Annotated in this window: 7 protein-coding genes; 3 read left to right on the plus strand and 4 right to left on the minus strand. The window is 72.7% G+C overall.

The annotated features are described in order from the left end of the window. From J1792_RS32735 to J1792_RS32750, 4 genes are all read right to left on the minus strand, one after another. The coding region (locus J1792_RS32735; RefSeq protein ID WP_207248895.1) for a 2-thiouracil desulfurase family protein at positions 1–418 on the minus strand (418 nt) is incomplete at its 3' end. A gap of 121 nt (positions 419–539) precedes the next feature. Next, positions 540–2,156: an amino acid adenylation domain-containing protein gene (locus tag J1792_RS32740; RefSeq protein WP_207248896.1), complete on the minus strand. Its 1,617-nt coding sequence runs from the start codon at positions 2,154–2,156 to the stop codon at positions 540–542. 61 nt (positions 2,157–2,217) lie between these two features. Beyond that, entirely contained in the window at positions 2,218–4,032 is a 1,815-nt protein-coding gene (locus J1792_RS32745) for an asparagine synthetase B family protein (protein WP_086566286.1), read from the minus strand. A 42-nt stretch (positions 4,033–4,074) separates the two neighbouring features. Continuing rightward, complete coding sequence (locus tag J1792_RS32750; RefSeq protein WP_207248897.1) at positions 4,075–7,392, minus strand: condensation domain-containing protein; 3,318 nt, start codon at positions 7,390–7,392, stop codon at positions 4,075–4,077. 683 nt (positions 7,393–8,075) lie between these two features. Between J1792_RS32750 and J1792_RS32755 the strand changes: the two genes are divergently transcribed. The 3 genes from J1792_RS32755 to J1792_RS32765 are packed head-to-tail and all read left to right on the plus strand — an operon-like array spanning position 8,076 to position 13,268. Beyond that, positions 8,076–11,189, plus strand: coding sequence for a non-ribosomal peptide synthetase (locus J1792_RS32755; protein ID WP_207248898.1), 3,114 nt, complete (start codon positions 8,076–8,078; stop codon positions 11,187–11,189). Continuing rightward, positions 11,186–12,502, plus strand: coding sequence for a glycosyltransferase (locus tag J1792_RS32760; protein ID WP_179198733.1), 1,317 nt, complete (start codon positions 11,186–11,188; stop codon positions 12,500–12,502). The genes J1792_RS32755 and J1792_RS32760 overlap by 4 nt, the downstream gene beginning before the upstream one ends. Positions 12,503–12,515: 13 nt before the next feature. Next, entirely contained in the window at positions 12,516–13,268 is a 753-nt protein-coding gene (locus J1792_RS32765) for a class I SAM-dependent methyltransferase (protein WP_086566290.1), read from the plus strand. Position 13,269 lies beyond the last annotated feature (1 nt).

Below are 13,269 nucleotides of genomic sequence, written 5' to 3' on the forward strand. Positions count from 1 at the left end.
CGTTCCGCTCGAGCAGTGCCGCCGTGACGCCGTCTCCTGGCACCAGCTCCCCGGCGAACGACCCGTCGTAGACGACACCCCGTCCGCACGACGGACTGCGCGGCATCAACAGTGCCTCCGTGCAGCCTCTGTGCCGCGCCGCCGCAAGTGCGCGCCGCGCTCCGTCCACGAACTCCGCTGTCACGTCACGTCCAGTGTCCTCGACGACCCGTGCCGTCCCGTCGAGCACGTCGTTCCCGTCGCCGCCCACCAGCTCCGCGGGCCGTCGCGGGGTCGGGAGCCCGCCCGCCACTTCTGGGCAGAAGGAGACGACTTCGCGACCCGTCACTGCCTCCGCGATCTCCGCGGACGCCTTGTGCTGCCCGTCGAACCGGCATGGCACCCCGCGCAGACACGCGCTGACCAGGATTGCTTCCATGCCGACAGACTAGCCACAGTCACAGCCGAGGGCGCCGAGCCGTTGTGCGGCCCGGAGCGATCCCGGCCCCCCACCGTTCTCCCCCACCGGTCTGCCCGTGGTCACCACGACAGACCGGACATCAACGGTCGGCCGGGGGCGTCGACTTGGCGAGCGGCAAGGTGGCCAGGGTGCGGCGGTCGGTCTTGCCCGAGGGGGTGACCGGCAGCTCGGGCAGCTGGACGAACCGGGTGGGGATCATGTGTGCGGGCAGGGTGCGGCGGGCGTGGTCGGCCAGCCGGGTGCCGAGGTCGTCACCGGGGGCGGCGGTGTAGAAGGCGGTCAGCGCCGGTTCGCCGAGCCGGGTGACTGTCTGGACGACCACCAGCTCTCGGACGGCGGGTGCGTCGCTCAGCCGGGCCTCGATCTCGCCGAGTTCGATCCGGAACCCGTTGATCTTCACCTGGTCGTCGACCCGGCCCGCGTAGCGGTACGCGCCGTTGGGCAGCAGCCGGGCCAGGTCGCCGCTGCGGTAGGAGCGCCTCGTTTCGCCGCCGGGGACGGGAAACTCGGGGAAGCGTTCGGCGGTGAGTTCCGGCCGGTCGAGGTAGCCGGCGGCGACGCCCGCCCCCGAGACCACGATCTCCCCGGTCTCGCCGGGCCGGATGTCCGCACCGTCCGGGCCGACGACCCGAAGTTCCCAGCCGTCCAGCGGTTCGCCCAGGTCGAGGGCGAAGTCCGGGTCGGTGGACGCGTCCGGCGGGCGGTCCAGTTCCTCGTCGGTGAGCGGCCGGGAGGTGACGAAGACGGTGGTTTCGGTGATGCCGTACGTGTTGACGAAACGGGTGGCCCGGCCGAAGACCGCCCGCCATGCCCGCACGTCCCGCACGTCGATGGACTCCCCGCCGAAGATCACGTACCGAAGCGCCGGCGGGGCGCCGCGCCCGGTCCGCGCGACCCGTGTCAGGTAGCGGAAGACCGAGGGCACCACGTTGAGAACGGTGACGCCCTCGCGGCTGAGCAGGTCCAGCGTCGCCTGCGGGGAGGCCGCGACCGCCTGCGGGACCACCACCAAGGTGGCGCCGCTCAACAGCGCGCCCCAGATCTCCCAGACCGAGAAGTCGAACGAGTAGGAGTGGAAGAGCGTCCATACGTCGTCCGGACGCAGGTCGTAGCGGTGTGCGCAGGCCCGGATCAGTGCGATCACGTTGCGGTGGGGAACCGGGACTCCCTTGGGAAGGCCGGTGGAGCCCGAGGTGTAGATCACGTATGCGGGGGTGCCGGGGTCGACCGTCGGCCGGGGCGTACGGTGCGGCTCGGGATCCGGTTCAAGGGGTACATCCAGCCGCAGTACCGGCGTCGCGCCCGTCTCGGCGGGGACGGGGCGGTCGGACAGGATCAGCGACAGGCGCGCGTCCCGTGCGGTGAAGCGCAGTCGTTCGGCCGGGTATCCGGGGTCCAGCGGCACATAGGTGTGCCCGCTCCTGAGTACGGCGAGCATGGCGGTGACCACGTGGGCGCCGCGTTCCAGGTGCAGTCCGATCCGGGCGCCGGGTTCGGGGCAGTGTTTCCTCAGCAGCGCTGCCAGGTGATCGGAACGGGCGGCGAGTTGGGCGTACGTGACCTCGCCTTGCTCGTCGCGCACTGCGATGCGGTCGGGCCCGTGCGCGGCCCGTCTGTCGAAGAGGAGGTGGATGAGCGGTTCGCCCTCGAGCCCAACGGGTTCGGTGATTTCTCGGACGGCGATGTGGTCGGTCATGGGCAGCCGGCCTTTCCGGGGCGGGGAATGGTGGTCACGTGGCGGGTGGCGGCCGGGGTGTTCACAGGACCAGCCGGACGCGGCGCCGGCGCAGCCAGGCGTCGAGTTGGAGCACCATCTCGGCGTCCGCCCGGCCCAGCCAGCCGCCCCGGTCCAGTCGGCGCGGGTCGTCGACCACCTGTCCGGCCGCGGCCCGGTCGAGCAGCGGCAGCACGGGGGCGTCGCGGTCGTGGAGCAGGTCGCGCATCCGGTCCGTCAGCGACTGCTTGTACCCGGTGTGGTACGTGATGGGGAACGGCACCTTGGGACGGTCCAGCACCGAGGCGGGCAGCAGGTCGCGGGCGATGGCCCGCAGCAGGCTCTTGTCCCGGCCGTCGAACGACTTCATCCGCCAGGGAACGTTGTACAGGTACTCGAAGAGCCGGTGGTCGGAGAAGGGGAAGCGGACCCGTAGTCCGGCCGCCGCGCCGAGCCGCTCGGAGTGGTTGACGGCCTGTTCGTAGAGCCGGGTCATGTGGAAGTGGTCGATCTCCCGGGCCCGCCGGTCGTCGGCGGGGGCGTCGGGCAGGTGTGCCACCTCCTTCCTGGCCTCCGCGTACCGCTCGGCGCAGAAGCCGGTGAGGTCGACCCGGCGCAGCAGCCCCTGGTCGAACAGGCCGTTTCCGATGCCGTTCGTCAGTCCGAAGGAACGGGCGCGTTCGATCCACGGGAAGGTGCGGTGCCCGGCGTCGGCCCGTTCCTCCTCGCTGATGAGGCCGCCGAAGACGGCGTCGGCGGCCTCGCCGCTCAGCGCGGTCGGGGCGAGGCCGGCGACCCGGCGGTAGAACAGGTAGGGAGTGAGGTTCTTGTCGCCGAACGGCGACGGGTGGTCCTTGGCGTCCAGTACCGCGTCGAGGATGCGCGGGTCGGTCAGTCCGGCCGGATCCACCAGGATTTCGTGATGGTCGCAGGCGAGGTGGTCCACCACGGCCTGGGCGAACGGCCGGTCCGGTACCGGCGCGGCGCTGTCGCCGAAGGAGACGGTGAAGGTCTGTGGGCCCGTGCCGGCCCATGCGGTCACCAGGCCGGTGAGGGCGCTGGAGTCCAGGCCGCCGGAGAGGAGCACGCCGGCGGGCGGGCCGCCGGGCCCGTCCCCGGCGGTGGCCTCCCGGGCGATCGCCTCGCCGAGCAGTCCGCGGGCGGTGTCGATGGTGGTGGCCAGGTCGTCTGTGTGCGGGCGTGCCGTCAGTGACCAGTAGCGGTGTTCGCGCGTCCCGTTCTCGCCCATTCGCACCAGGTGGCCCGGACGTACCTCGCGCACCCCTCGCAGTACCCCGCTGCCCGGTCCGCGTACCTGGGCGAGGAGCGCGCACAGTCCCTCGGCGTCGAGTTCCGGCTCGAGCAGCGGATGCGCGGCGAGGGTCGCCACTTCCGAGGCGAACAACGCGCCGGTCGCCAGGGGGACGTAGCTGAGCGGCCGGATCCCGAATCGGTCCCGGCACAGCACCAGTTCCCGCGAGCGGGCGTCCCAGAGCGCGAACGCGAACAGCCCGTGCAGCCGCTCGGCCACCGCGTCCCCCCACCGCAGGTATGCGCGGAGCACCAGGTCCGCGTCGGTGGCGGGGCACGGCCCGGGGCCGGCGAGCAGGGAGCGCAGTTCCCCGGCGTTGTCGAGGACGCCGTCGAAGACGATCACGGCGGCCGGACGGCCGTTCTCCGTCACCATCGCGGGCTGCGCCCCGACCGGGTCGAAGGCGTCGGCATGGTGGCGGAGCACGGCGGACGGGCCGGCCCACCGTCGTTCGCCCGCTCCGCCGCGGCTCGAGGGGAACGCGGGCGCGGCGCCCTCGTGGGTCAGGTCACGGCCGCGGTCGATCCAGCCGCTGATCCCGGACATGTGCACCTCTGAAAAGCTCGTACGGAAAGGGGAAGCCGTGGTTCAGGACGCGACGGCCGGCGGGTCGAGCTCTTCCAGGGGGATCGTCAGCCGGTCCGGGAACGTGGTCAGCAGCGAGGCCAGGAACCGGCCGAGCCGGGTGACGTCCGCGGGGTCGAACCGGTCGCCGCGGTACGACAGCCCGGCCCGAAGGCGTGTGCCGTCCTCGACGAAGGTGACGGTGAGCCCGAACTTGGTGTCGTAGCCGTAGCGTTCGTCGGAGTGCAGCGGGGCCATCTCCGCTCCGGCGACGGACACGGGCGCCGCGGAGCGGGAGCTCATGTTGAGCATCACGTCGGCGAACGGGGTGGAGGTCGAGCTGCGTGGCGGGGCCAGCCGGGCGATGAGGTCGTCCAGGGGTGCGCGCGGGTGGTCGGCGAGGAGCAGCACCGTCTCGCGTGTGGCGGCCAGCAGATCGCCGAGGGTGTCGCCGGAACGCCGGGTGGAGCGCAGGACGGCGGTGCCCAGCCGGGGTCCCAGCAGACCGGCGAAGCCGTCGCCGGGGGAATCCGCGACCGGCACCGCGAACGTGATGTCCTCGTGTTCTGTCAGCCGGTGCAGTGCGGCGGCCAGCGCGGTGGCGGCCACCATGAACCAGGAGGTCCCGCGCTCGCCTCCCACCGCGCGCAGCCGGGGCAGCAGATCATCGGGCAGCTCCAGGGCGAAAGCGCCGTCCGGTCGGCTGGGCGACGGCGGATCCAGGGGGAGCCGGGCCGGGGCGCCGGCGAGCCGGGCGGCCCAGAAGTCCACCGCCGCGGCGGCCTCGGCCCGTGCCCGGGGGTCCTCCAGAGCGGCGACGAAGTCCCGGTACTGCCTGGCCGGCGGCTCGCTCGGCAGGCCTTCGCCGGCGACCCGGTAGCCCGTGGCCAGTTCGGCCGCCAGTGTCTGCACCGACGCGCCGTCCAGCACCAGGTGGTGGGCGCAGACCAGCAGGGCCTGTCCGCCCGCGGGCAGTTCGGCCAGGGCGAAGCGGACGAGCTGTCCGCTCTCGGGGTCGAAGCGGGTACGGGCGGCTTCCCGCAGCCACGCCTCGACGGCCGCCGACGCGTCCGGTTCGGGCATCCCGTCCAGCTCGAGGAGTTCGAGCACTGGGTTCCATGGGGCCTGGATGCTCTGGACGAGCCGTCCGTCGTCGTCCAGGAACCGGGTCCGCAGGATCTCGTGCCGGTCCACCAGCACCGCCAGGGCCTTCTCCAGAGTGCCTGGATCGAGCCGGCCGTGGAGCCGCCAGGCCAGTACGACGTTGTAGAGCGCCCGGCCGGGGTCGAGGCGTTCCGCCAGCCAGATGCGTTCCTGGAAGCCGGACGCGGGGAGCCGGGCGGCGCGCGGGGCCGGACCGGTCGGCGGTGCCGCGGGGGCGGGCGCGGTGCGCTCGTCCACGAGTGCGGCCAGTTCGACGAGCCTGGGGTGGTCGAAGACGTCCCGCAGGGTGATCTCCGCGCCGAGGTCCTCGCGCACCTGGGTGACGAGCATGCCCACGAGCAGGGAGTGGCCGCCGAGTTCGAAGAACGACTCCTCGGGGCCTGGTGGTTCGATGCCCAGCACCTGCCCCCACACGTCGGCGAGCTCGTCGAGGCAGGCCGGTGGCGTCTCCGCGTCGGCCGCCGGCCGGGTGGGTCCGCCGGGCTCCGTGGCCGGGGCGAGCAGTTCCAGGCGTGCGCCAGGCAGCCATCGGGCCCGCAGGCCGGTCCGCCGGGCGGAGTCGCCCGCGGCGGACAGCGGCTGCAGGGCCGGCAGCCGTCCGGGGTCGTCGTCCGGGACAGCGTCGGAGGCGGCGAGGGCCGCGGCCTGCCCGGACAGCCACAGCCGCCCGGGAACCCCCGGCGCCGCCGGGTTGCCGTCCTGGTCCACGACGTACGCCGTCATGTCGTCGGGCAGAACACCGTGGGCGCCGTCGTGCGCCGAGAGCAATCCCCGCCAGGGCGGCGGGAGTTCACCGGTCACCACAACCTGTGCCGGGGTTTCCTCGGTACGCCGCAGCACGGCGGCGACCTCGCCGATCGGGCGGTGCGGGGTGGCGCAGGCGTCGTCGAGCAGCGCCAGGTAGTCGTCGGCCATCGCGGTGAGCAGGGTCGGCCCCAGGGTGCCGCCCGGGTCCTTCAGCAGCATGGAGAGGCCACCCTTGTCACCGCGGAGCATGAAGGCGGCCCGGTAGTCGGCGGTGCTCTCCAGCTGTCGCAGTCGCAGGATGCACGACGGTCCGCCGGGTGCGGACAGCCGCAGCGCGCGGACGTCCACCCGCGGGTGCCGGCCGGCGTCCCACCACTGGAACACCACCTGGTGGGTGCGTGCGTGGGCGTCCGGACCGCTGAGTCCGGCGGCACGCAGGAGGGCCGGCAGGGGCAGGTCGCCGTGGGCCGTGAGGGCCCGCATGTCGTGGTGGAGGCCGGTGATCAGCGAGGCGTAGTCGTCCGTCCTGGTGACCGTGCGCAGGACCGGCAGGACGTTGACGAAATAGCCCACCGCCTCTTGCGTCCCGGGCAGGCTCCGGCCGTGGAAGGGGACGGCGGTCAGCAGCCGGTCCTGTCCGCCGTAGCGGCGCAGCAGAACGAAGAAGACGCCGAACATGACCGTGAAGCGGCTGACTCCCAGGCGCTGGGCGAGTCCGGCGACCCGGTCGAGCAGTGCGCCGTCCAGCGGGCGGCCCAGCACCTGGTAGCCGGTGGGTTCCAGGGGTGCGGGCAACTCGAAGGAGGGTGGCTCGCCGCCGAGGGCGTCGCGCCAGAACCGCCGGTGCACCTCGCCCTCCGGGCCTTCCGCCAGCGCCCGTGAGCGGTCCGCCGACGCGGCGAACGTCTCCGTGCCGTCGGGGTCTCCCAACTTCTCGCCGCGCCAGGCGCGTTCCAGCGCGTCCAGCAAGGTCAGTACTGACGCGCCGTCGCATACGAGATGGTGGATGGCGATCAGCAGCACGGTGCCCTCGGGGTGGCGGATGACGTCCGCGCGCAGCAGTGGCCCGGCGGTCAGGTCGAAGGGGTACTGCCAGGCGGCCCGCGTCGCCCGGTCGGCGCTGTCGGCGGTGGTGCGCTCGCGGACGGCGACAGGGGGCATCGCCGACCAGTCGAGGACGGGGGTGCCGTCGCCGGTGTCGCGGACCCGGCCGCGCAGGTGCGGGTAGCGCTCGGTGAGGGCGGCCAGCGCGGTACGCAGCCGCTCGATGTCGAGATCGCCCTCGATGTCGAAGGCGAGGGGGATGATGTGCGTCCACTGGTCGCGGTCGAGCTGCCAGGCGACCCACATGGCCTGCTGTCCCACGGACAGCGCGACCTGCCGGCCGTCTCCGGCCTCCGGGGCCGCGCCCCCGGACTGATCGGTTGCCATGGTCTCCTCCTGCTGCGGTGGCACAGGCGCGCTGCGCCGGTGGGTGAGGCGTGGGGGCGTGTCCGGCCGCGCGGTCCGCGAGGGGGTCCGGTCGCGGTGCGCCGGGCCGGCGGAGGGAAGCGTGCCGCCGTCCCGGAATCGGCAGGGAAGGATTTTCCGTCACATTCGGGAGCGGGTCGGCGAGCGGCGACTGTATTTGCTCGGCGAATCATCCCCGGTGCTGCCTGGCGTTTTTCTCCGGCGCGCATATACGGAGCGCCGCGTTGGTGCGTTCACCATGCAAGTAAACCGGTTCACGTGGCGAAGCCGGAGAGGCCGCCTGTGGATCAACGTAACTTCTCCGTAGCCATCACGCCAGACTTCTCCGTGATCTGACGCAGTCACACCCGGGCAGCAAATCCCTCTAATCCCGCATAAGATCGGTCATTTTGCCACGCAAAACGCGGTATTCGGGGGGAGTCATCCCCCCTCTGAGGTGATCCATGGGTGCAATTTTGGACGCTCGTATTCAGAGGTTGACGGATTCACGGATTCGCCTATGCTCATGCCGAAACAGCCGATGGATTCACATCGGACCCCCCATTCAAAAACCGTGCGCACGATGACCCGAGCGGCAGACAGCCGAATTCCCGGCGCACCGCGCGGACCTTTGCCGCGAACACATCCGAAGGAGAGTCGGCCAGATGTCTCCTGCTTTACCTTCCCTGCCCGAGGCGTTGGCCGAACAGACGCTCCGCACCCCGGACGCGACGGCCATCCGCCACCAGGACGGCACTCTCACCTACCGCGAACTCGCCGACCACGTCACCCGCTGCGCCTCGGTCCTCCACGACCGAGGAGTGCGCCCCGGTGACGTGGTCGCGCTCCAAGCCCCCCGCGGCGCCCCCGCGGTGCTCGCCCTGCTGGGGATCCTCGCGGCCGGAGCGGCCTACCTGCCACTCGATCCGGCCGAACCCGCCGCCCGCGCATCGGGCCTGTTCGCCGACAGCGGCGTAGCGCTGGCGGTGGTCGACACGGCCGCCTGCGACCCCCCGCCGACGGCCGGAGGCATCACCGTGGTGCCCCTCACCGAACTCCTCTCGGCCCCCGCGGCCTCGGGACCGCCGCCCGGACCCGCCGACGCGGGGCAGCCCGCCTACGTGATGTGCACCTCGGGCACCACCGGCCGCCCCAAAGCCGTCTCGGTACCCCACCACGGGGTGGTCCGCCTGGTCCGGGACCAGTGGTACGCCCGCTTCGGTCCCGACCACACGGTGCTGCTGCACTCCCCGCTCTCCTTCGACGCCTCGGTCTTCGAGATATTCGCCGCCCTCCTCAACGGCGGTCAGCTGGTGATCGCCCCGCCCGGCCGCATGTCACCGGCGGACCTGGGCAAGGTGCTGCGCCACTACGCGGTCACCACGCTGTACCTCACCGCGTCGCTGTTCCGGCTCGTGGTGGACGAGGAGCCGGCGGCGCTCGACGGGGTGCGTCTGCTGTTCACCGGTGGTGAGGCCGCCTCCGCGGAGCACCTGGAGCGGGTTCGCCGCCAACTGCCGGGGTGCCGGCTGGTCAACCTCTACGGCCCCACCGAGAACACGGTGTCCAGCACCATGTACCCGATCGACCCTCACTCCCCGGTCCCCAGCCCCGTACCCATCGGCCTGCCGGTCGACGGCGCCGAGGTCCACATCATGGGTGAGGACGGCCGCCCGGTGCCCGACGGCGGGACGGGCGAGCTCTGGCTCGGCGGCGTCGGCCTGGCCCACGGCTACCTGGGCGCCGCCGGACAGGACGCCTCGAGGTTCGTACCGCACTTCGACGGCGTCCCCGGCCACCGCCTCTACCGCAGCGGAGACCTCGGCCACCGCCGCGCGGACGGCGACATCGTCTTCGAAGGGCGCATCGACGACCAGATCAAGATCGAGGGGCACCGCGTCGAACCCGGCGAGATCGAACACGCCCTGCGCCGCCACCCCGCGGTCGCCGACGCCTTCGTCCACGCCCGGCGATCGCCCGGTGCCGGACAACGGCTCGTCGCCTACCTGGTCCCCCGAACCGGCGCCGCCGCCCCGCTCGACGCCCGCACGGCCCGCGAGCACCTCGCCGGACTGCTCCCCGCCTACCTGGTGCCCGGCCAGTACGTAGTGCTGGAGCGGCTGCCGCTCAAGGAGAACGGCAAGGTGGACCGCACCCGGCTGCCGGCCCCCGAGGCATCCCGGGCGGCTCCGGAGCGCCTGTCGCCGACGGAGCGTCAGGTCGCCGGGGTCTGGTGCGAGGTGCTGCGGCTGGACACCGTCGGCCCACGGGACGACTTCTTCGCCCGGGGCGGCACATCGATCGGCGCCTCCCGGGTGGTGGCCAGGATCCGCGGCCGGCTGGGCGTGGAACTGCCACTCGCCGTCATGTTCGACACCCCGACGTTGGCCGAGGTGGCCCGCGCGGTGGACGCGGCGGCGGGCCGCCCCGCACCGTCGCCCCCGCCGGCGGCGCCCCGCCCGTCGGCCGGATTCACGGTGGAACTCTCCGCCCAGCAACGCGCCCGCCTGAACGCCAACCGCGCGGCGGCCGACGGACGCACCCAGCCGGTGCTCATCGTCCACCGCCTCACCGGCCCCCTCGACGTAACCGCCCTGCGCTTGGCCCTCGACGCCCTGGTGGCACGGCACGACATCCTCGCCACCCGCTACCCCCTCGTCGCCGAGCCGGTCGGCGTGGTCGCCCCGGCCGACGCGCGCCACTGGCCCCTGGAGGTACGCCTGCGGCCGAGGGAGCGGCACGACGCCGAGGTCGACGCCCTGCACGCCGAACAGGGCTTCGGCCGCCGTCCGTTCGACCTGGCCGACGGCCCCGTGGTCCGCGGCCTGCTGATCACCGACGGCGACCGGGACCACCTCCTCGGCCTCGCCGTCGACCACATCGCCTTCGACGAACTGTCGGCCGAACTCCTCACCACCGAGCTGGCGGCGCTGTACGGAGAAGCCCGCGGCACCGCGCCGGCCGGTCTGGGCCCGGTGACCCAGTACCAGACCTACGCCCGCATGCGGGCCGAACGCTACGCCGGCCCGAAGGACGGCGGCCGTGGACCGCGCCGTCGACGAACTGCGCACGAACGGGTTCCGGCCGCGCTGCCGCTGCCGCCACCCCGGACACGACCGCGCGCGACCGGAGCGACCCGGACCTGGAACGGGACCTGCCCGCGATCCGCCCCGGCCGCCGACCGGCTCGCCGCCCAGGGCATCACCCCCAACGGCCTCCACCTGTGCGTTCTCACCCGGGCGGTCTCCGCCTTCGCCGTGCAGGAGCGCTTCGGCTTCCAGATCTCCCAGTCCGGCCGCCACCTGCCGGGCACCGACACCACCATCGGCTGCCTCACCGAACTCGCCTTCGTCCACTTCGAACGGACCTGGTGCGCCGACCTCGCCGAACTGTGCGAGAAGACCCGACGGCAGTTGGTGCGGCTCGCCACCGACCCGCCGCCGCTCGCCGCCGCACTGGCCCACTTGCGCGCGGACGGCCACCGCCAGGAGGTGGAGCGGTTGCGCGACCGCCCCTACCTGCTGTTCCACCATCGCCAGGAGACTCCCGTGACCCCCTTCGCTCCCGACGTCAGCCTCACCCCCTTACTGCGTCCGGCACCTCGCACGGGCGCCCGCCGGGATCCCGCCCTCACCGTGACCACCCGCTCCGGCCCCGGCGGTGGAAAGATCACCGTGGAGTACGTCGAAGCCGCCTACCCGCGGGAATTCGTCGCCGACCTCACCGACGCCGCCGCCGACGCCCTGACCGACCTGACCACCTGGGCCGGCTCCCGGTGAGCCCGTCACGCACCCGCCCGACCACGGCGCACCTGGCGCAGCGGGCCGCGCTGGCCGCCGTGCTGGGGTACACGGCCGTCGGCGCGCGCAACATCGTCCGGTCGGCCCGCTGGAAGGGCCGCGCCCGGGCCGACTTCACCGCCCGGCCGGCCGGCTCCGCCCCCGGCGCCGCCTACGTCTACCTGCTCGTACCGGCCCTGCGCGAGCAGAACGTCATCGAGGACACCCTCGCCCACCTGCGTCGCCTGGACTACCCCGCGGACCGGTTCGAGATCGTCGTGGCCGTCGACGACAAGGAGACCGACGAGCCCACCACCGCCCGCGTGGTCGAGGAGTACGCCAAGCACCACCCCGACGGCGCCCCCATCACCGTCGTCGCCCACACCGGACCCGGCCAGCGCCGCAGCCTCCAGCTCAACGTCGCCCTCGACCATGTGCTGGAGCGCGTGGCGGAGCGGCCACCGCAGGAGCGTGTCCTGGTCGGCGTCTACGACGCGGACTCCCGCCCCGAACGGCAGGTGCTCGCCTACCTCGACGACCACCTGCTCCGCCGCCCTGAGGCGATGGCGTTCCAGCAGACCGTCACCTACCTGGACAATCACGAGGAACTGGCCGGACGCGGACTGGTGCACGCCAACGCCGTCTACCAGAGCCTGTGGAACTACGTCTTCGAGATCCCCCGGCTGCTCGCCTCCCGGGACCGGCTCACCACCGGCCGCACCCTGCGGTTCCCGCCCTACTGCATGGGCCACGGAGAATTCTTCGACCTGCGGGCCCTGCGCCTGATCGGCGGGTTCCCGAGCACCGGACCGTGCGACGGCATCCAGATCGGCTTCGCCCTGTCCCGCGCGGGCATCGCCGTCCACCCGGTGCCCTTCGACGACGCATGCCAGTCGCCCACCTCGCCGGCGACCATCGTGCGCCAGCACACCTTCTGGTACTCCGGACTCCTCCAGTTCTTCCACTGGTACACCCCTCGTCGCCTGAGCCGGGACACCGCCCTCCCCCTGCTCTGCCACACCGCGCACTCCACCAAGTGGCTGGTCCGACCGGTGGTGTTCACGCTGGCCGCGGCCGGCGCCCACCGCGCCTACGGGCGGCGCGGCCCCCTGGCCCTGACCGGGCTGGTCTACGCGTACTACGAACTCGGCGCCGCGGCGCTGCGCCGTACCAGTGCCCCGGAAACCGGCGCCGCCGCGCGCCGGGTACGCGGACGGATCCCGCTCGCGGTGGCCTTCAAGTCGCTCGGCGCGGCCAACGCCGTCGGCCGGATGCTGCTGGGCAGATCGACGTTCAACAAAGTCGAGCGATAGAGAGGACAACACGATGGACGAGACCTGGGTCTCCGACTTCCTCGCCCACAAGGAGATGGAACCGAACCGCACCGGCCACGCGGCCCTGCCGGCCGGACCGCCCGGATGGGGCGGGCGCGACGCGCCGGACTCCGTCCGCTCCGAACACCGCGAGCGGCTCGGGCTCGGCTGGCTCTACTACGGCCTGGCCCGTGCCCTGGAACCACGCACCGTACTCAGCATCGGCTCCGGACGCGGCTTCGTGCCGATCCTGCTCGCCAAGGCGCAGCGCGACCGCGGCGCGGCACCCGTCACCTTCGTCGACCCCTCCTTCGACGACGACTTCTGGACCGACGCCGAACGGGTGCGCAAGTGGTTCGCGTCCTTCGGCGTGGAGGACCACATCGTCCACCACCTGATGACCACCGAGCAGTTCGCGACCACCGAAGCCTGTGCCCAGCTCCCTCCGGTGGACCTGCTGTTCATCGACGGCGGGCACTTCTACGAGCCGGTGGAGGCCGACTTCCGGCTGATGTCCCCCCGCCTCGCCCCCGGCGGCACGATGGTCTTCCACGACACCGTCAGCCGCAGCGCCAACCCCAAGTGGTCCGGCCCGCGCCGGCTCCTGCTGGAGATCGAGGAACGCGAACCGGGCCGCTGGCAGATGCTGGACCTGCCCTTCGGCGCCGGGGTGACGGTGGTCCGCGAACGCGCCGAGCAGTCCCTCCCCGGCTATCTCGCGGGGCTGCACGAGCGGTGGCCCGACCCGGACTCGACGGAATTCTGAC

This window comes from Streptomyces triculaminicus (assembly GCF_017349075.1).
Classification (GTDB): domain Bacteria; phylum Actinomycetota; class Actinomycetes; order Streptomycetales; family Streptomycetaceae; genus Streptomyces; species Streptomyces triculaminicus.

Bases quoted from the DNA above. Each gene is read 5' to 3' on its own strand.
- J1792_RS32740 (WP_207248896.1), bottom strand. From the start codon at position 2,156: ATGACCGACCACATCGCCGTCCGAGAAATCACCGAACCCGTTGGGCTC.
- J1792_RS32755 (WP_207248898.1), top strand. From the start codon at position 8,076: ATGTCTCCTGCTTTACCTTCCCTGCCCGAGGCGTTGGCCGAACAGACG.
- J1792_RS32750 (WP_207248897.1), bottom strand. From the start codon at position 7,392: ATGGCAACCGATCAGTCCGGGGGCGCGGCCCCGGAGGCCGGAGACGGC.
- J1792_RS32765 (WP_086566290.1), top strand. From the start codon at position 12,516: ATGGACGAGACCTGGGTCTCCGACTTCCTCGCCCACAAGGAGATGGAA.
- J1792_RS32745 (WP_086566286.1), bottom strand. From the start codon at position 4,032: ATGTCCGGGATCAGCGGCTGGATCGACCGCGGCCGTGACCTGACCCAC.